The organism is Streptomyces sp. NPDC041135, assembly GCF_055592085.1.
In genome coordinates this window covers 1-18,501 of the sequence record NZ_JBVIYZ010000035.1, presented here as the reverse complement: position 1 = coordinate 18,501, position 18,501 = coordinate 1, and the positions used below count along the sequence as shown (strand labels likewise).

At 71.7% G+C, this 18,501-nt stretch carries 12 protein-coding genes and 4 pseudogenes; 5 read left to right on the top strand and 11 right to left on the bottom strand.

Going from position 1 to position 18,501, the window contains the following annotated elements; translation table 11 throughout:
- Positions 1 to 171 precede the first annotated feature (171 nt).
- The 7 genes and pseudogenes from ACZ6CZ_RS35050 to ACZ6CZ_RS35020 form a co-directional block, all read right to left on the bottom strand.
- A complete protein-coding gene (locus ACZ6CZ_RS35050) occupies positions 172 to 966 on the bottom strand; it encodes an SDR family NAD(P)-dependent oxidoreductase (RefSeq protein ID WP_469029533.1) in 795 nt (264 codons plus the stop codon).
- A gap of 764 nt (positions 967 to 1,730) precedes the next feature.
- A pseudogene (locus ACZ6CZ_RS35045) lies at positions 1,731 to 2,106 on the bottom strand (sigma factor); the annotation flags it as partial.
- A complete protein-coding gene (locus ACZ6CZ_RS35040; RefSeq protein ID WP_469029531.1) occupies positions 2,103 to 2,903 on the bottom strand; it encodes a phosphatase PAP2 family protein in 801 nt (266 codons plus the stop codon). The gene ACZ6CZ_RS35040 and the pseudogene ACZ6CZ_RS35045, both read right to left, overlap by 4 nt.
- Position 2,904: 1 nt before the next feature.
- A complete protein-coding gene (locus ACZ6CZ_RS35035; RefSeq protein ID WP_469029528.1) occupies positions 2,905 to 3,858 on the bottom strand; it encodes a YihY/virulence factor BrkB family protein in 954 nt (317 codons plus the stop codon).
- 1 nt (position 3,859) lies between these two features.
- On the bottom strand, positions 3,860 to 5,617 hold the full coding sequence (locus ACZ6CZ_RS35030) for a bifunctional phosphatase PAP2/diacylglycerol kinase family protein (RefSeq protein ID WP_469029525.1): 1,758 nt from the start codon (positions 5,615 to 5,617) through the stop codon (positions 3,860 to 3,862).
- Positions 5,618 to 5,728: 111 nt separating this feature from the next.
- Positions 5,729 to 6,047: pseudogene (locus ACZ6CZ_RS35025) on the bottom strand (alpha/beta hydrolase); the annotation flags it as partial.
- Positions 6,048 to 6,114: 67 nt separating this feature from the next.
- Positions 6,115 to 6,624, bottom strand: coding sequence for a hypothetical protein (locus ACZ6CZ_RS35020; protein WP_469029523.1), 510 nt, complete (start codon positions 6,622 to 6,624; stop codon positions 6,115 to 6,117).
- A gap of 298 nt (positions 6,625 to 6,922) precedes the next feature.
- On the opposite strand from ACZ6CZ_RS35020, the gene ACZ6CZ_RS35015 reads away from it, so the two are divergent.
- Entirely contained in the window at positions 6,923 to 7,339 is a 417-nt protein-coding gene (locus ACZ6CZ_RS35015) for a hypothetical protein (RefSeq protein WP_469029520.1), read from the top strand.
- Between the two features lie 1,157 nt (positions 7,340 to 8,496).
- Here ACZ6CZ_RS35015 and ACZ6CZ_RS35010 read toward each other — a convergent pair.
- Complete coding sequence (locus tag ACZ6CZ_RS35010) at positions 8,497 to 9,786, bottom strand: FAD-dependent monooxygenase (protein ID WP_469029518.1); 1,290 nt, start codon at positions 9,784 to 9,786, stop codon at positions 8,497 to 8,499.
- Between the two features lie 341 nt (positions 9,787 to 10,127).
- On the opposite strand from ACZ6CZ_RS35010, the gene ACZ6CZ_RS35005 reads away from it, so the two are divergent.
- Both ACZ6CZ_RS35005 and dapE read left to right on the top strand, forming a co-directional pair.
- Entirely contained in the window at positions 10,128 to 11,588 is a 1,461-nt protein-coding gene (locus tag ACZ6CZ_RS35005; protein ID WP_469029515.1) for an amino acid permease, read from the top strand.
- Positions 11,585 to 12,642 (top strand): annotated as a pseudogene (gene dapE / locus ACZ6CZ_RS35000) (succinyl-diaminopimelate desuccinylase). Before ACZ6CZ_RS35005 ends, dapE begins: the two are co-directional and overlap by 4 nt.
- Here dapE and ACZ6CZ_RS34995 read toward each other — a convergent pair.
- Positions 12,623 to 14,176, bottom strand: coding sequence for a PucR family transcriptional regulator (locus ACZ6CZ_RS34995; RefSeq protein WP_469029513.1), 1,554 nt, complete (start codon positions 14,174 to 14,176; stop codon positions 12,623 to 12,625). The pseudogene dapE and the gene ACZ6CZ_RS34995 sit on opposite strands and share 20 nt — an antisense overlap.
- Before the next feature lie 101 nt (positions 14,177 to 14,277).
- Here ACZ6CZ_RS34995 and ACZ6CZ_RS34990 point away from each other — a divergent pair, with 101 nt between their 5' ends.
- Positions 14,278 to 15,033, top strand: coding sequence for a chorismate synthase (locus ACZ6CZ_RS34990; protein WP_469029511.1), 756 nt, complete (start codon positions 14,278 to 14,280; stop codon positions 15,031 to 15,033).
- Positions 15,030 to 16,136: an o-succinylbenzoate synthase gene (gene menC / locus ACZ6CZ_RS34985; RefSeq protein WP_469029508.1), complete on the top strand. Its 1,107-nt coding sequence runs from the start codon at positions 15,030 to 15,032 to the stop codon at positions 16,134 to 16,136. Before ACZ6CZ_RS34990 ends, menC begins: the two co-directional genes overlap by 4 nt.
- A gap of 877 nt (positions 16,137 to 17,013) precedes the next feature.
- On the opposite strand, the gene ACZ6CZ_RS34980 is transcribed toward menC, so the two are convergent.
- Positions 17,014 to 18,141, bottom strand: a complete 1,128-nt coding sequence (locus ACZ6CZ_RS34980; RefSeq protein ID WP_469029506.1) for a GNAT family N-acetyltransferase — start codon at positions 18,139 to 18,141, stop codon at positions 17,014 to 17,016.
- Between the two features lie 184 nt (positions 18,142 to 18,325).
- Positions 18,326 to 18,501 (bottom strand): annotated as a pseudogene (locus ACZ6CZ_RS34975) (IS5/IS1182 family transposase); the annotation flags it as partial.

Genomic DNA, 18,501 nt, shown 5'->3' with positions numbered 1-18,501 from the left:
ATCAGGTCGGTCACGACGATGCCCAGACGCGGCGCGTCGGCAGGCTCCAGCCTGGCGAACTGCACCTCGGTCAACCCCGAGAACGGCTCGATCCTCTTCGGATCATGTGCTGAGATGACCCACCCATGCCCAGCCAACACACCAACCGCCCCACCGGATACGGGTCAACCTCTAGGTGGTTTTGATCTGGCCGCCGTCGATGACGAATTCCGCGCCGGTGATGTTGGCTGCGCGGGGGGAGGCCAGGAAGGCGCAGAGTTCAGCTACTTCCTGGGGCTCGGTGATCCGTCCGGTGGAGATGCCCATCTGCTGGGGCACGACGTTGTCGAGAGTTTCCTTGGGGCTTTTGCCGGTCCCGGCTGATGCGGCGTCGGCGAAGCCGCCGGGGGCGGTCCAGAAGGGGGTCCGGACCGGCCCGGGGGCGATGGAGTTGACACGTACACCTTGAGGGGCGAACTCCTCCGACAAAGCTTTGGTGAGATTGCTCAGCGCGGCCTTGGCCGCTGAGTAGTCGACGACCATGGGGAAGGGCAGGCGGGCGTTGACGGAGCTGATGTTGACGATCGCCCCGCCGTTGTGGGCGAGCAGCTGAGGCAACGCGGCGCGGCTGGTACGGACCGCACTGAAGAAGGTCAGATCGAAGACGCTCTGCCACTCGGCATCGTCGATGTCCAGGAAGCTGGAGCGGGGGCGGGTCGCGCCGAGATTGTTGACCAGCACGTCGATCCGGCCGTGGCGCTGGGCAGCGGCTTGGATCAGCAGGTCGGGACCGTGGGCCTCGCCCAGATCAACGGGAACGAAAGTGGCGCCGTACCTCTCGCACAGTGCGGCGAGTTCAGGAGTCCGAGTACGGCTGCCGACGACGACTCGGGCGCCTTCGCGGCCGAGGGTTTCGGCGATGGCCAACCCGATGCCCTTGCTGGCGCCGGTGACGACAGCGACCCTGTCGGTGAGACCCAGGTTCATTGGCATGCACTCCCGTGCTGCGAGTCGAGACCGATAAATCACTCAAAACTGGTCAAGTTGACCCAGTATCACGCATGGGACCGCACCCTGGCCCCATCGCCACGTGACCGGTCCGGAGAATGCCCGCCCACCGGCGCTACGCGGGACCGGGCGGGCAACACCAGGATCGTCCTGCGCTCACCCAAGGCGTCCGGTTCGAAGCGTGCCGGGCGGATCCGCCGCCATGCCGGGATGGGCCCGGCCACCCGGGCGGACATTGGCCGTCGCTCCGCGCCAGGTTCCAGGTGCCGCGGTGTTCCGGGCCCGGGCGTGCGGCCGCCCAAGTGTCACTTCAGATAGGGGCCATCACTGCCAACATGGCCGGGACCGTCCAGCACGTACGCCCGGAGTTCCCCTTGCCCGGGGCCGCGACCGACAGGGTGCCGTTCGTGACGGTCTTCTCGTCTGCACGCGTTCGGGGCCTCCAGCGGGAGCAGGTGGCCGGTCGCGCCGGACTTGTGAGGCACCAGGTCGTGCTCCCCGGCCGGTGCGGTCATTGGGAGCCGCGGTGGCCCGCCCCTCCTCGGACAGGGGCGTGGCGGTCAGGACGTGGTCGAGGGCGTACTACACCGTCTCGAGCGAGTCGTAGGCGCGGGGGCGGACCGGTCCGGCGCGCCGCGTACAGCGGGACCGGGGCGGCCGGGACGAGCGTCAGTGAGCGGTGAGCAAGCCCCCGCGCATGCGGGTGAGCAGGCGCGTGATCAGGTGGGAGACGTGCATCCGGGAGACGCCGAGGCGAGCTGGACGCGGGCCTCCTGGGACCGGCGCGGCAGATGCACGGCCCAGGTCGTGTCGTGGAAGAACCGCGTGAACTCGCCGACGATGTACGGGATGGCGAAGGAGGTGGGCTCCGCCTCCCGGGACAGCACGAAGCGGTCGAGCGCCTCGATTCGCCGACACATGCCGGCCTGGACGATGTCCTGTCCTCCATCTCCTCCGTGCCGCGGCTGCGGACCGGTCGGCCGCGTAGCGGACCAAGGGCATGTTCCTCGCGATCAGCGTGTTGCGCGCACAGTCGTACGCGGGCGTGCCCTCCTCCGGAGAAGAACTCGGAACGGATACGCGGCCGGATGCGCGACCGGATTCCCGTACGTCTCTCAGCGGGTCCGCGGACGGGGTTCCGGGGTGGCTTCGGTCACTTCCGGCTCCAGGCCGTCGCTCACCGGGGTACGGCTCCGTCCGGCATCAACGCGCCAGGCCTCGAAGGCCCAGGCGGTGAGGGCGACGACGGTCAGGCCCAGCAGCCAGCCGCCCAGGACGTCGCTGAACCAGTGCACGCCGAGGGCCACCCGGGTGAAGCCGGTCCCGAGAACGCAGAGCACGGCGACGCACCAGCCTGCGATGCGCCAGGCCCGCGGCAGCAGGGGTGCCAGGACCAGCATGAAGATGGCGAAGGAGGTCGTCGCCGTCATCGCGTGGCCGGACGGGAAGGAGTAGCCCGGGGCGTGCGCCACCGGGTCCTGCAGCACGGGCCTGGCCCGGCCGACCACGGTCTTGACGAGCAGTCCGACGAGCCCGCCGGCCACGGCGGTGACCGCCGCCCAGGCCGCCAGGCGCCAGGCGCGGCGGTACACCAGCCACGCGGTCAGCAGGGCGACGGCCGAGCGCAGCGTCACGGGGTCCCAGATCCGGTCGGAGAGCAGGTGCAGCACGGCTGTCCACTCCCGGTGGCGCATGGCGTACCGGTGCAGGTCCTGCGCGGCGGAGGCGTCCAGGTGCGACAGGGGCCGCCAGTGGCCCTCGACCAGGGTCAGGAGCAGTCCGAAGGTGACCGCGGCCACGGCGGCGACGCCGGCGGCGGCCAGCAGCCGCGCGCCGAACCTGCGGTCGGCCTGCCGGCGGCGTTCACGGCGTGCTCGGCGGTCGCGGAGGAGCCGCAGGGCGGTCAGGTCGTGCATGTCAGACTCCGGGATCGGTTTGGATCGGGCCGGGGCGGCGGCCGCGCGCTGCCTCCAGCTGCGCGGCGAAGGCCAGCCCCAGGAAGAGGGCGATGGACGTCAGGTAGGCCCACAGCAGCAGGGACATGAAGGCGCTCAGGGGGCCGTAGACGGTGTCGAACGAGCCGCTGAGGTCCAGGTAGAGGCTGAGCAGCCAGGTCAGTGTCATCCACAGCACCAGGTAGACGGCCGCGCCGAAGGCGAGCCAGGTGTAGCCGGGCTGCTTGCGGCGCGGAGAGCGGCGGAAGATGACGCTGGCGGACAGGAGTGCGAGCAGCAGCCCGAAGGGCCAGCGCAGGACGTCCCAGGCGGTCCGGGCGCTGTGGTGCAGGTGGTATACGTCCACCGCCGCCGAGGCGAGGTCGTCGCCGGCGATCATCACGATGAACCCGAGGCCGAGCGGGAAGCCCGCGCCGACGGACATCAGCAGGCCGCGCAGGTACTTGAGGTGGAAGGGGCGGTCGCGTTCGTTGCCGTAGAGGCGGTTGGCGCCCCGCTCGATCTGGCACATGGCGGTGGTGACGTTGACGAGGGAGAAGGCGGCGCCGAACCAGAGGGCGAGGGCGGCGCCGTCGCCCGCCGTGCGCCGGCTGCGGTCGAGGGCGTCGTCGACCACGCGGGCGCTGGGGCCCTGGGCGATCCGGTGAATGGTCAGTTCGGCCAGTCTGCCGATGTTCTCGGTGTGCAGGGTGGTCGACAGGCCGACGAATGCGATGACCATCGGGATGACGGACAGCACCGTCTGCAGGGCGAGGGCGCGGGAGTGCGTGAAGCCGTCGGCGTAGCGGAAGCGGAGGAACGCGTCCCGCAGCAGGGACCAGCCGCCATAGCGGCGCAAGGCCGCCCACGCCTCGTCACCGGACAGTTCCTCCCCGCCCATGTCCCGCGTCTCGGGGACCTTCGTCGCGGTACCCATGTCACTGCTCCCGCGCCGGCAGCAGCACGGTCAGGGCGCCCGGTCCGACCTCGGCGGTCAGGTGCCGGCCCGCGGGCACAGGATCGCCGTCCAGCTCGCGGGGCAGCTCGGTGTCGAAGGTGAACTCCGCGCGTCGGAAGGTGAAGAACTGCACCGGTGCGCCGTCCTCGCCGCCGTCCCGTGACGCCGTCGTGCCGCCGCGCAGCAGCGTCCGCAGCGCGGACAGCCAGCCACCGATGCCGCGGGGGTCCAGGATCAGCAGGTCCAGCCGCCCGTCGTCGGCCCGGGCGTCGGGCAGCAGGGTCACTCCGCCCTGGACCGTGCCGATGTTGCCGACCAGCACCATGCGGGCCGTGCGGCGCAGGGCGGGCGCGCCGTCGAGACGGACGCTCACCCCCGTGCGCGGGGTGCGCAGTTCACGCAGGGCGGCGAGCACGTAGGTGGGCCAGCCGACGACGGCCTTGGCGCGGTCGTTGGCGTTGGCCCGCCGCATCGTCGCGGCGTCGAGACCGGCGCCGGCCATGGCGGCGAAGTGCGTGGAGGGCAGGCCGTCGCCCTCGATACGGCCGAGGTCGACGCGGCGGGCGGTGCCGCGCAGCGCGGCGTCGAGGGCGTCGGACGGTGCGAGCGGCAGACCGAGGTTGCGGGCCAGGAGGTTGCCGGTCCCGCAGGGCACCAGGGCGAGCGGTACGTCGGTGCCCGCGAGGGATTCGGCGGCCGCGCGGAGGGTGCCGTCGCCGCCGCAGACCACGACGAGGGTCGCGCCGTCGCGGACCGCGCCGGCCGTCTGGCCGCCTCCGGGGTCCTCGGCGGTCGTCTCGACGAACACCGGTGCGGTGTGGCCGTGATGTTCCAGGACGCGGCGCAGGGCGTCGCGGTCGGCCTCGTCGGTGACCGTGGGGTTGAAGATCACGAAGGTGCGGCCGGGAGCCACGGGCCGGGACGGGCCGGCCATGGGCGTGGACGCCGTCGCGGGGGGAGCCGCGACCGCGCCGTCCGCGAGCAGTGCGCGCCGTGCGATCAGCAGGGACAGGGTTCCGTTGACGAGGCCGCCCATGACGTCGGTGGGGTGGTGCATGCCCCGGTAGAGGCGGGCGAGGCCCACCAGGAGGGGCAGGACGCAGAGCAGGCACGCCACGACGGTCCGCCACGGGCCGCGCAGCCGGGACAGCGCCAGCAGTGCCAGACCGCCGTAGATGGCGGTGGCCGCGCCGGTGTGACCGGAAGTGTAACTGGACGTGGGCAGGGAGCCGTCGAGGCGGTGCACCTCGGGGCGGTGGCGGTCGACCGCGAAGGTGATGACCAGGAAGACCAGCGACTGCAGGGATACGGCGACGGCGAGGAACACGGCCTGCCGCCACATCGGCAGCCGCGGTATCAGGATCAGCCCCAGGCAGCTCGCCAGGGTGACGCCGATGACCGTCCCGGTGTTGCCTCCTTGCGAGGCGACGGAGGACAGGGTGGTGAGTGTAGCGGTGCGCAGGCGCACGAAGGCCTCGTTCACCCGGTCCTCGGCCGTGAGCGGCCACAGGTGGCGAGCCGGGCCGGTGATCAGCAGCCCGAGACCCACCATCAGTGTGGCCTGACAGATGGTCAGCGCCGTAATCCACCGCACGGACCAGCCGATGCCGCGCGGCATCGCGGGACGGCTCCGGGCGACGGCTCCCGGTCCTTCGCCATATCCGGCGCCTGGAAGTCCGGCTGTGAGCTCGGCTCTTTTCCCCGGCTCGGCGGGTCTCTCCGGCACGGCAGTCGACATCGGGTACCCCTCTTGGCTCAGCGCTTGGCGACGCGTTCACCGGTGGCTGTCCTCCGCCCCCGGCACATCGCCGTATGCCCGCTCTGCCGAGGAGCAGACTCGCGCCGGCATGTAGCGGGCCTCGGACGACAGGTCGTACTCGGGGAACATCACGCCGGCGCCGGCGCCGACGGCCGGCTCACGCATCAAGCGGTCATGGGTGTGGGCGTTGCCGAACACCCATCCTGCGCCGCGGATGCGGAGGATCACCGGCAGGGTTTCCTGGGCGTCGCGGGGCGGACGATGCGGGCCCGGACACTCCCCGTGGAACCGCCGGTGACGGTCATTCACTTTTCGTCGACTGCTCGTCGTCGACGGCCTTGCGGCCTTCCGCCGCAGGCAGGTCGAAGGGGTAGGGCGCGTCATGCCCGCGGCTTCCTCCGGGAGGCACTGCGCATGCGCCTACGGGACGGGTCGCCCCCCTGTGGCTGCCGGTCGAGTGGCTGCTCTCGAAGGAATCACGAACGAACGGACCGAACACCGCGGGCGTATGCACCCAGGCCGGCTACATCCAGCACGCAGACGGCCTGCACACCCTGCTCGCCGAAGGCTGGGGCTGGTGCGCCGGATGCGGCAACGTTGAGCCGTCCTCGGTCAGCGGCGGCTTGGACGCCGGTGCCGGCGTACGCCTTCGGGGTCGGGACGGGCGGCGTGGACGGCGGCCCAGGAGTGCCCGAAGCGCGGCAGCTCGGTGGTGGCGGTGACCGCGGCATCGGTGCGCAGGATTCGACCCGGATGAACCGAAAGCCTTTGAGATGGCCGAGCAGCCCCGGGTGTTCGGTGTTTTCGGCCGTCAGGGACGGCACCGGCGCGTACAGGTCGCCGAGTCCGCCGGAGGCCTGGGCGTAGAAGGCGGCCACCGCCTCGGTGAACGGACTTTTCGGCTCGTACAGCGCACCCGCGGTCGTGTGGTCCAGCGCCGCGGTGGCCCGCGGCCGGCCGTACCGGTCTCCCCTCGCACGCTCCACGGGTGCCCCTTTTGGATCAACCGGCTCCGCTCTGCCAAGATCAGACGCGATGCAGGTCCGGCGCGTGGGGGGCGCCTCACCGCCGGACATCAACGGGGAAAGGGAAAGAATCATGCGCAAGATCCCTCGCACGGTGGCTGTGGCCTTGGGTGGTCTCACGCTGACCGCGGCGCTCACCGGCTGCGACGACGGCGGCTCGGACAAGGGCCGGGCCGACTCGGCCTCTTCGTCGGCGGGTGCGAAGGGGGGCCAGAGGACATACCGTCTCGGCGAGGCGAGCCCGGCGCAAGAGAGCACCATGCAGAGCTCCAAGGGAGCCACGTACACGGTCACTCCCACAAAGGTGACGACCGGAACCAAGGCCGACGTGGAGAACTCCGGCCTGCAGCGGAACAAGAACGACAAGCCGAAGATCCCGGTGTACGTGCATGCCACCCTCGCGCACAGGAGCGGCAAGGCGATGGCCGTCGGCGACATGGACGACGACCTGATCGTCCGCACGGACAACGGCGAGAGGACCAGGGCGCTCATCGTCCTGATGGGTCAGGCCAAGTGGCCCGACTGCCCCGCCTTCGACCCGGACAAGCAGGTGAACGCGGGGCAGTCGGAGACAATCTGCCAGGTCTTCCTCATCCCTGAGGGACAGAAGGCCGCCGCCGTGGAACTCAGCCAGGGCTTCATGAGCGAACCGCTGCAGTGGCCGGTCAAGGACTGACCCGGCAACAGGGCTGCGACGCCTGACGACGAGGAGGACCGCGTGGCCAACCCGACGCCGCCGCCTGGCCCACCTTCAGCCAGCCGTCGGTCGTCGGTCGTCGGACCATGGTGACGAAGCCGAACGCGTCGCGGTAGGCCGTTCAGCCACTGACTGCGGTGGGTGGAGCGGCTTCCAGGGCACGGGCCTGGGTGCCTTCCGGGTGTTCGGTGCGGTCCAACGCCCACGAGGCCAATTCGTGACGGGTGCTGATGTGGCCGTGGGCCGGAGTCCAGCCGTCGGCGACGACCGCGTCGCCGGTTGTCGCCGGCCGTCGCCGGGTCACCCAGGCCGCCGAGCATCCCGAGGGCCTCAGGGCCGGGTGCCCGCACCCAGTAACCGTCTCCGACGAGGAGGCGGGCCTGCGGTGCCAGGCGCCTTCGGGCGGCGGCCAGGGTGGCGGACAGCCCGCCGAACGTGTGGGTGGCGCCCACACTGATCACCAGGTGGAAGGAGTGCGGAGCGTCGGACTCCCCGGCGTCCCGGTGATGGCGGACCAGCCGCTGGTCAGGCCGAGGGCGCATAGGCATCTCACCTCCCATTCCGCGCGTGAAAGTACTTCGCGCGTATGCATCACGTACCTCCCGCGTGCCGGTGGTAATGGCGGTCGCGGATACCGCCCAGGCGTACCGCCGCCCTCGGGCCGTCCCGGACGGTCGGCCCGAGATCGCCGAAGCCGCCGCCTGGCTCCCAGCAGACGGGCCCCCGCCGCTCGGTCAGGAGCGTCGGCAGCCCGTTGCGGCGGTGCCGGCAGTGGGTCAGTGCAGGGCACCGACCTCGGTCGCCGACAGGATGCGCGGGTAGACGTGGACGTCCGCGACGGAGCCGGGGAACGCCAGATAGGCACCCCGACCACGACCCAGCAGTATCGGCATCTACGTCGGCGCCTCCGTGTAGACCGATTACGGTGAACCCTCGCGGCTGACGTTCGGTGCCTCCACCAACCCGGCCTGGGCCACCTACAGCTACGACGACCAGAGCCGCCGGCTCACCGACCGCCTGATCAGCCGCACCCAGGCCCCCGGCCCGACGGGGTTACGTCCGGGCACACGGCCCAGCGCTTGCTGATCGCCCCCGCGATGAGCGAGCGGAGCGAGCGATCCGGCTGAGACCCCGGGCTACGGCTTGGCCGGCGAGGTGATCGGCGATCCGGCCGGGGCTGCGGAGTCCGGCGCCTCCGCGTAGTCGGGCAGCTCGACACCGTTGATCGCGCGCCCGACCAGTTCGGTGAACCATTCGCCGGCGAAATCGGGGCGCGGCTCGGTGTCTGGCCCGGGGGCGTCGCGGCTGCGGGCGTTCAATCGGCCGATCTCCTGGTTGGCTTCGACGAAGGAGCGCATCCGCGCCTCGTACCGGGCGAACCCGGTGTCGGGTTCCCACTTGGCGGCGGCGAGCTCTCCGGCCAGCAGGTAGGCGCCGACCAGTGCCAGCCCGGTGCCCTGCCCGGACATCGGCGACGAGCTGAACGCCGCGTCCCCGAGCAGCCCCACCCGTCCGCTCGACCAGCGGTCCATCACCACCTGGGCGACCTGGTCGAGGTAGAAGTCCGGGGTGTCGTCCAGGTGCGCGAGGATGTCCGGGGCCAGCCAGCCCAGGCCCGCCATCCGCTCACGCAGCAAACGCTTCTGGGCCGCGACGTCACGGTAATCGACGTCGAAGTCGGCCGAGGCGAAGTAGAACATGGACATCGCCCGGGTGGCGTCCTGGATGGGCCGCAGAAGGGCGGAGCGCCCGGATTCCTGATCCTGGTACTCAAGCAGCCAGCGGTCCAGTCCGAACTCGTTGGGCACACTGTAGAAGGCCAGCACGTGCCCGAGGTGGCGCAGGAACCGCTCATGCGGCCCGAAGACCATCGCTCGCAGCGGCGAGTGCAGCCCGTCAGCCCCGACCACCAGGTGGAAGCGTCGTCGGGTGCCGCCCGCGAAGACCACGTCGACCCCGTCCGCGTTCTGGGTGAGCCCGGCGATTCGGTCGCCGAAGATGTACTCGACGCCGTCGCGAGTGTCCTCGTAGAGCAGCTGGGACAGGTCCCCGCGCAGGATTTCGATGTCCGCGATGAACCCGTCGCCACCGTCGTCGGACGCACGGAAGGTCTCCAGTACCTGCCCGTCCGCGTCCACGGTGTGCGCGCCGGCGGTGTCGGTGCAGGCCGCGCGGACCGCCGCGTCCAGCCCCATGCGCCTGATGACCTCCTTGGCGACCCCGCGCGCGTCCACCGCCTGCCCCCCGGGACGCAGTTCGGGAGCCCGCTCCACCACGGTCACCTCGGCCCCCCGCCGGCGCAGCCAGTGGGCCAGCGCGGGTCCCGCGATGCTCGCCCCCGCCACCAACACCCTGGGACCGCTCGCCCGCGTCCCTTGCCCGCCCGTCCGGGTCGCGCGGCCCTGGTCGGAGTCGTCGACGCTCATCACAGCCTCCATCTACGTCCTCCCACGCTGGAACGTCCCCAGCGCAGGCCCACCGCTGTCGGTGTATTCAGCCGTATCGACTACGGATGCGCACGAAACTCATCGGTCACGGCAGACATTGGCGCAGTCGCCACGGGCCCGCCCGCGGCCCCGCGGCCCTCGGCCCGCCCCGCCCTTTCCAAGCCGTGCTCACCCAGAGCCGACCAGGCGCTCATGGGCAGGCTGTTTTGGCCCCCTGCCCAATATGCTCGCCGCACCTTTGGCCGATCCGTACAACCGTGGGTCTTCGTCCCTCCGCATCATCAAGGGCCAGACAAATCCGGAGGCGGAGGAGCGGTGTGATGGGAAGTGTGGGGACCCGGCCATCGGCCGGACAGGAGAGAACACGTACCGGCCGGCTCACCCGGCGGCAGGCCACGGGGACGCTGGTCGCGGAAGCGGCGGCGAGCCCCCTGAAACCGATCATGGGCGTCGCCCAGCTGACCCTGCTCAGCGTGGGGGCGACCCTCGGCACCGGCATCTTCGTGGTGCTCGGGCAGGCCGTGCCCGAGGCGGGGCCCGCCATCGTCGTCTCCTTCGTCCTCGCCGGTGTCACCGCCCTGTTCTCGGCACTGTCGTACGCCGAGCTGGCAGGCATGATCCCCGGCTCCGGATCGTCCTACAGCTACGCCTACGCCACCCTCGGGGAGCTGGTCGCCTGGGTGTGCGGGTGGTGTCTGATCCTGGAGTACGGGGTGTCGGTGGCCGCCGTCGCCGTGGGCTGGGGGCAGTACATCAACGAGTTGCTGAGTCTCGTGTTCGGCGTGACCCTTCCCGACTCGCTGAGCGCCCCGCCCGGTACGGGCGGTGTGCTCAACATCCCGGCCGCCCTCATCGTCGTCCTCGCGATGGTGGTGCTGCTGCGCGGCGCGAGGGAGAGTGCCGTCGCCAACACCGTCATGGTCGCCGTCAAGATCGCCGCGCTAGTGCTGTTCTGCGCGGTCGCGTTCACCGCCTTCCGGGCCGGGAACTTCCATCCCCTCTTTCCTCTCGGCGCCGCCGGGATGAGTGCCGGAGCGGCCTCCCTCTTCTTCTCCTACATCGGCTTCGACGCGGCCTCCACGGCCGGCGAGGAGGCCCGAAACCCGCAGCGGGACCTGCCCCGCGCCATCATCCTGTCCCTCGTCCTCGTCACCGCCCTCTACGTGCTCGTCGCAGTCGCCGCGCTCGGCGCGATGCCCTGGAAGCAGTTCGCGGGGACGGAGGCGACGCTGAGCGAGGTGCTGGTGCGGTCCGTCGGCGGTGGGAACCTGTGGCCGATCCTGCTGTCCATCGGGGCCGTGGTCGCCACCACCAGCGTGGTGCTGACCGTGCAGTACGGGCAGATCCGCATCCTGTTCGCCATGTCCCGGGACGGCCTCGTGCCCCCGCTGTTCTCCCGCGTCCACCCGGGCACCGGTGTGCCCCGCGCCAACACCGTGATCGTCTCTTCGTTCATCGCCGTCCTCGCCGCCCTCGTCCCGCTCGGCAGCCTCGCGGACGCCACCAGCATCGGCACACTCTTCGCGTTCATGCTGGTCAACCTGGCCGTCGTGCTGCTGCGCCGGCGCAGCCCCGATGCCCCGCGCTCCTTCCGGGTGCCGTTCTCCCCGTTCTCCCCGTTCACCCCGCTCATCGGGGTCGGCTTCTGCGTCTACATGCTGGGCAGCCTCGGCACCGACACCTGGGTGGCGTTCGGGGCGTGGATGGCGGCCGGGCTCGTGATCTACGGCTTCTACGGCATCCGGCACTCCAGGCTCGACCGGCAGCAGGACCTCGCATGACCCACTCCCTGGACCTCACCGCCGGCGTGGTCACCCTCACCCGCGCCCTGATCGACCTGCCGTCCGAGAGCGGCCGGGAGGCGGAACTGGCGGACGCCGTGGAGGCGGCCCTGCGGGCACTGCCCCACCTCACTGTGGATCGGGTCGGCAACTCCGTCGTCGCCCGCACCGGTCTCGGCCGCCCCGAACGGGCGCTGATCGCCGGGCATCTGGACACCGTCCCGGCCGCCGGGAACTGGCCGTCCCGGCTCGCCGACGGCAGCGTGCACGGGCTCGGCGCCTGCGACATGAAGGGCGGGGTCGCCGTGGCGCTGCGGCTGGCCGCCGGGATCATGGAGCCGGTTCGCGACGTCACGTACGTCTTCTACGAGTGCGAGGAGGTCGAGGGCGACAGGAACGGGCTCGCCCGCATCGGCGCCGAGCGCCCGGCCCTGCTCGCCGACGCCGGCCTCGCGATCCTCATGGAACCGTCCGACGCCGGCGTCGAGGCCGGCTGCCAGGGCACCCTGTCCGCCGACATCGTGGTCGAGGGCGCCCGCGCGCACACCGCCCGCGCCTGGCAGGGGGTGAACGCCGCGCACAAGGCAGCCCGGGTGCTGCGGCGGTTGGACGACCACACGCCCGAGCGGGTGGTGATCGACGGGCTGGAGTACCGGGAGGGGCTGAGCGCGGTCGCCGTGCGGGCCGGGGTCGCCGGGAACGTCGTGCCCGACGAGTGCGTCGTCACCGTCAACTGCCGTTTCGCACCGAGCCGTTCGGTCGAGGAGGCGGAGGCGTACGTGCGCGGGCTGTTCCCGGAGTACGAGGTCCGCGTCACCGAGGTCGTTCCGGGGCCCCGCCCCACCTGGACCGGATCGGCGGGCTGGCCCGCGCGCTGGGCGCCGAGCCGAGGGCCAAGCTCGGCTGGACGGACGTGGCCCGCTTCGCCGCGCTCGGCGTGCCCGCACTCAACTACGGCCCCGGGGACCCGTCGCTGGCCCACACGGCCGGGGAGCACGTCCCCGTCGAGCATCTCGAGCGGTGCGAGAGCAGGCTCAGGGCGTGGCTGAGCTGAGCCCCGCGAGCGCCCTCAACTGAAGCCACAGCAGCAGTCGTTCGTCGGGGTCGTCCAGGTCGACCCCGGCGTGCTGCTGCAGCTGCCGGAGGCGGTAGCGGCAGGTGTTGGGGTGCACGGCGAGGAGTCGCGCCGCGCCCGCCATGTCACAACCGGCGTCGAACCAGCAGACCAGCGTGCGGGCGTACTCCGTGCCGTGCTCGGCGTCGTACGCCAGCACCCGCCGCCACGCCCCCGCGTTCAACTCCCGGTGCTCGCCCATCACTTCGGCCAGACGCAACAGCGTGACCCGGGGCCGGACCTCGTCCACGGTGGCCACCGGCAGCCGGGCGTCCAGCACCCGCAGCACCAGGTCGGCGTCCGCCCGCGAGCCGGGCAGCCCGGCCGCGCCCGGCACGACCTCGCCCAGCGCCGCCCGCACCGGCACGCGCAACGCCTGCCCGGCCCGGGCCACGATGTCCTCGGCCAGCTTCCTGTGCCGCTCGCCGGGACCGGGCAGTACGGCGTACACCACCCCGTCGAGCAACACGCACGCGTGCCGTCCGTAGCGGGCCTCGCACTGCAGGCGCACGACGTCCAGCAGGCGCAGCGCGGTGCGCTCGGCGTCCGGGACGCTCGCGGCGGAGTCCAGGACGAACGCGGCCGCCCGGGCCGGACCGTCGACGCCCAGGCGGGCGGCGGCCGTCGCCGGGTCCGGTGCCGTGCCGTCCAGCAGGCGGCGCAGCAGGTCGCTGCCCCGGTGCCGGGCCAGCTCCTGGGCGGCACGCGCCCGCAGCAGGAGCAGCGCGGCCGTGGTGGCACCCTGGGCAAGGGTGTCCTCCGCGTCCGGCGCGAGCGAGCCGCCGTCGACCACCCACACCGAGCCCAGCGTCTCCCCGCCGGCCCGTACCGGCATCGCCAGCCGGGGCAGGTCCGAGCCGGTCAGCGCGGACAGCCGCAGCGGCCGCTCGGCGGCGAACAGGCGCCGGTACTGCTCGGTGTTGTCCGCGCTGGCCGGCACCTGGCGGCCGAGGATGCCCTGCCGGCGGTCCTCGTCCACCGGCTGGCCGGAGACGGTCGAGTAGGCGAGGATCCGCTGGCGTGGGTCCTCGATGGCGGTGGCGCCGCCGGTGGCCGCGGCGATGGCGTCGGCCAGCGCGAACAGGTCGCCAAGGCCCAGGTCGGCGGTGGCCGCGGCGGGCCGGGCGGCGATGGCGGAGGCCAGCAGCAGGTGGACATGGTGCCAGGCGGCGTCCTCGGCGACCGACAGCAGCGCCACGCCGTGGGCCCCGGCCTCCGCGACCGGGCCGTCGGCCCCCCGCACCACCACGCCGGTCAGCTCCGCCTGCGCGGCCGCCCGCAGCAACGGACCCGCGTCCGCCGCACGTGTCCCGACCGCCAACAGCAGCGCTCCGGGCAGCCGAGGGAGCGGGGTGTGACCGTCGTGGAGCAGGACCTCGGTGACCGGCGCTCCGCAACCGGCCGGGGCGGTGTGCAGGCGCAGGGTGGGGCCGCCGACGACGTCCAGTAGATCGCCGAGGGTACAGGCGTCCATGCGGTCCTTGGAGAGGTGATTGGCTGATGGTGCAACGACAGTACGCATCCGTTGGCCGCTCCCACAACACCGAGGGGGCGTCGCCTGGCGACACTCGCGCCATGACAGCAGGAGTCACCATCCGTACCGTCCACGACGTCACCGGGTTCGAAGCCGTTTCCGACTACTTCAGCGACGTCTGGCAGACCCCCCGCACCGCCCCGCCCTATCCGGCCGAGGTCCTGCACAGCCTGGTGCATGCCGGGGGTGCCGTGCACGCGGCCTACGACGGCCCGCGCCTCGCCGGGGCGTCCGTGGCCGTGCTCGGTCCCGAGCGCAGCACGTACTCGCTGGTCGCCGCCGCCGACCAGGGGCTCGGACGACAGGTGAAACAGGCCCAGCGGGACTGGGCGGCCGGGCTCGGCGCCCGCACCATGCGCTGGACGTTCGACCCGCTGGTCGGCCGCAACGCCCGCTTCAACCTGGTCAAGCTGGGTGCCGTCGGCACGGAATACCTGGTCGACTTCTACGGCCCCATGGCTGACGGCGTGAACGACGGTGACGAGAGCGACCGGCTGACGGTGACCTGGGACCTGACCGCGCCGAGCGAGCCGTCCGGCGCCGACAGCCGCGGGCCCGTCGTCCGCATGGCTCCGGACGGCGGCCCGCTCGCCCGCCGGGACCCGGACGGCCGGCACCTGTGGTGCCGCGTCCCCGACGACGTCGTCAAGCTGCGCGCCGCGGAGCCCGCCTTGGCGCTGCGCTGGCGGTACGCCGTGCGTGAGGTGTTCCTCGATGCCTTCCAGGAGGGGTTCCGGGCCACCGGGATGTCCCGCGACGGCTGGTACACGCTCTCGCACGAGGAGGCCGCGGCGTGAAGCTCGAACGCGTCGACATCGTGCACGTCGCGATCCCGCTCGTGACCCCCTTCCGCACCTCATTCGGCACGATGACCACGAAGGACACCTTCCTGCTGCACGTCGTCACCGACGAGGCGGAGGGCTGGTCGGAGTTCGCCGCCGACCCGGAGCCGCTGTACTGCCCGGAGTTCGTCGCCGGAGCCGAGATCGTGCTGCGCGACTTCCTGCTCCCTCGGGCGGCCGCCCTGCCGCACCTCACCACGGCCGCCCTGGCCCCGGCGCTGGCGAAGGTCAAGGGGCACGAGCTGGCGAAGGCGGCCCTGGAGACGGCGGTACTCGATGCCGAGCTGCGAGCCTACGGCATGCCGCTCGCCACCTACTTGGGCGCCGTACAGGAGCGAGTGCCCGCCGGAGTCTCCGTCGGCATCAAAGACTCCGTTGCCGAGCTGCTGGACGACGTCGAGCGCTACCTCGCCGAGGGCTACGTCCGCATCAAGCTGAAGATCGAGCCGGGCTGGGACGTCGAGCCCGTCCGTGCGGTCCGCGAGCGCTTCGGCGCCGCGCTGCCCCTGCAGGTCGACGCGAACACGGCCTACTCCCTCGCGGACGTGGAGCATCTGCGGCGGCTCGACGAGTACGGGCTGCTGCTGATCGAGGAGCCGCTGGAGGAGAACAACCTGCACGCCCACGCCCAGCTGCAGAAGCGGCTGCGCACCCCGGTCTGCCTGGACGAGTCCCTGCACCACGCACGGGACACCGCCGCTGCGATCGCCATGGACGCCTGCCGGGTGGTGAACGTCAAGCCGGCCCGGGTCGGCGGCTACCTGGAGGCCCGCCGCGTCCACGACGTGGCGCAGGCGCACGGTGTGCCGGTGTGGTGCGGCGGCATGCTGGAGACGGGCATCGGCCGCGCCCCCAACCTCGCTCTGGCCGCCCTGCCGGGATTCACCCTCCCCGGCGACACCTCCGCCTCCTCCCGCTACTTCGCCGAGGACATCACCGAGCCGTTCGTCCTCGACGACGGCCATCTCCCGGTCCCGGACACCCCCGGCATCGGCGTGGAGCCGCTGCCCGGGGCCCTGCGCCGGTTCACCAGGAAGCGGCCCCTGTACCGGGCATGAGGCGATGCCCAGGCGGCCCGTCAGGTCGGTCCCGTGCTCTTGCGTCTGACAGTTCCCAGGCCGTTGCCGTCCTCAGTCACCTGGACGGCCATGTGACATGGGAGTCACGCCGTCCCCTGCCGTGACGTCCGACGAGAGCCCGATGGCACTCGCCCGGCTCGTGCGTGAGTTCCACGACCCGACGGCCGGAGACCAGGAGTTCGTGTGCCACAGGGATCCGTCGCCCCCGAACACCGTCTGTCAGCCATGCCGTGCTCCGACCAGCGGCGTTCATCGCGAGGACTTTGCTGCACGGGGCGCGCGTCTCCACGACATCGCTCATGTCTGCTCTGCCGGCACCCTCCATCACCTGGCCTGTCGGGGGGCGGGCCCCGGCCGTCGCGCCACCGCGGCAAGTGCGCCCCGGGGCCGGGAGCCGGGCGTTCGCGGACGTCGCCGGAAGCCCTGTGGGCGTTGGGGGCGTGACGGCCTTCCGGCGGTTCACCGAGTGGACCGAGCCTTGCCCGTCGCGGGCAAGGTGGCCGTGTACTGCGTGTCCAGCAGGTCGGTGTCCGCGCTCTCGGGGCCCGTTCCATGTACGTGTGCAAGGTCCGCATGCCGGCAACGGTGCTGCTGTCGGCCGGTTAGAGAACATAGGTGGGCACCGAGAAGGTGGTGCAGGTGGCATCGGCTGCAGAAGCCGCGTGCCCGGGGATCAGGGCCTGCGGGCAGTTGCCGGCCAGCGGCCAGCGAGCCGGCGGATCGCGAGCGCCGGGCAGAGCCCCAAGCACCGACGGCATCGCCTGAGCGCCCGGGGAGCGCCCAGCGCGGAGTGCTCCACCATGCTGCCGGGGAGTGCCGCACGTTTCCGTTCAGCGACCTGCACATTCGATACACGCTAGTAGCGGTCCAGGCGATGGGCGTACGGCGTCGGCAGGGACGGACTGCCGCCGCCGGGAAACCAAGCCGCGCAAAGGTCGCGGTACCGGTCGGGCATCGCCACGCCCGCCGCATCCGCGTCGTCGGACGACCAGTGGCCCAGAAGCAGCCGGACGAGCGCCGTGCCATCGGGAATCAGATCGCCGCGCCGCAGTGCGGCGAGCGCGGTGTCGTAACCCTGGTCCGGCCACTGTCCAACGGCCCGGCGGCGTAGCTCGGGCTCGAGCTTGCGCACCAGCTCCGACCGGTTCAGAACGGCCGCCATCATCCCGCCGCTCGGCCAGAACCTGCGCTGCTCGGTGCAGCCCATATGGCGTGCCACGCGACCCACCAGGCTGTCGGCCGGCTCCCGGACCGTGAACTCGCTCAAGCGCCTCTGCCAGCACAGCCGGGCGAGGGCCGCGAGCAGCAGGGCGGCCGCCGACGCGTCTTCGGCCACCAGCTCGTCCGCGACCACCGACCCCAAAGGGTCACCGAAGGCGCGGCCCTGGAGCACTGCATAGCCCTTGAGGGCGCCGTGGTTGTGCAGAACCAGGGTCTGCGATCCGGGCTTCCACGTTGCCTGGGGAACGAGCCGGTTCCAGCCGACGTGCCGCTCGTGCGTCCAGGGCCGCTGGGCGTGAGCGGTGTTGTACAGACGGACCATGTCTGGCAGATCCGCCGCCAAGCCGTCGCGGACGCCCGGGACGGCACCTCCCGGATCGTCCCCGGACGCGCGTTCCACGTTGCGCACCGGAACGACCAGAGCCCCTTCTGCCACAGCGCCGACGAAACCGAACTTCTCGTACACTCCCTCGACACCGTCGGACACGAACGCGACGTCCACCCGCTGCGCCATGCCGGCCAGTGCCTGGCGCAGGAGCCGGCTCATGTGTCCACGTCGCCGGAATGCGGGCTCGGTCTCCACGCCGCCGATGCCCTCCGCTGCGACGGCTGCCCCGCCGAAGCGGACGCGGAAGGAGACCGCCTCGAGTTCGGCGACCGGTGCGCCTGCGTCGGTGCGCAACCGGCAGTAACGCGTCCGCAGACTGCGCACATCCTGGTCCGCGACTTCGGTGTAGCGGACGGCTGGCTCATGGTCCGACACGATTGTTCCTGGGCCTTCCTGGTCGCACGACATCGCATGGCGCCGTGTTGTTCGGCGCGGAGCAAGCGAGACCTGTCCAGTGTCCAGTCGCTCCGCGGACTGAAGCAGGTACTTGGGCAGTTTTGAACTGGCCGCCAACACCTCGATGCCGGTGAGGCGGCCCTGCTAGGGCCTGTCCTGCCGATCATGTCCGGAGCCAGATGATGGTTGCTGCGACGGTGATGGTGCCCAGGTAGACGTATGCGCGCTTGTCGTACCTCGTGGACACGGCTCGGTAGTTCTTGAGCTTGTTGATCGCCCGTTCCACGGTGTTGCGCTTCTTGTACTGCTCCTTGTCGAAGCCGGGTGGGCGACCTCCTG

Excerpts from the sequence above, each read along its gene's own strand:
- ACZ6CZ_RS34995 (WP_469029513.1), bottom strand. The coding sequence starts at position 14,176 with ATGGACGCCTGTACCCTCGGCGATCTACTGGACGTCGTCGGCGGCCCC.
- ACZ6CZ_RS35040 (WP_469029531.1), bottom strand. The coding sequence starts at position 2,903 with ATGCACGACCTGACCGCCCTGCGGCTCCTCCGCGACCGCCGAGCACGC.
- ACZ6CZ_RS35030 (WP_469029525.1), bottom strand. The coding sequence starts at position 5,617 with ATGTCGACTGCCGTGCCGGAGAGACCCGCCGAGCCGGGGAAAAGAGCC.
- ACZ6CZ_RS35015 (WP_469029520.1), top strand. The coding sequence starts at position 6,923 with ATGCAGAGCTCCAAGGGAGCCACGTACACGGTCACTCCCACAAAGGTG.
- ACZ6CZ_RS35050 (WP_469029533.1), bottom strand. The coding sequence starts at position 966 with ATGAACCTGGGTCTCACCGACAGGGTCGCTGTCGTCACCGGCGCCAGC.
- ACZ6CZ_RS35005 (WP_469029515.1), top strand. The coding sequence starts at position 10,128 with ATGGGAAGTGTGGGGACCCGGCCATCGGCCGGACAGGAGAGAACACGT.
- ACZ6CZ_RS34990 (WP_469029511.1), top strand. The coding sequence starts at position 14,278 with ATGACAGCAGGAGTCACCATCCGTACCGTCCACGACGTCACCGGGTTC.
- ACZ6CZ_RS35010 (WP_469029518.1), bottom strand. The coding sequence starts at position 9,786 with ATGAGCGTCGACGACTCCGACCAGGGCCGCGCGACCCGGACGGGCGGG.
- ACZ6CZ_RS35035 (WP_469029528.1), bottom strand. The coding sequence starts at position 3,858 with ATGGGTACCGCGACGAAGGTCCCCGAGACGCGGGACATGGGCGGGGAG.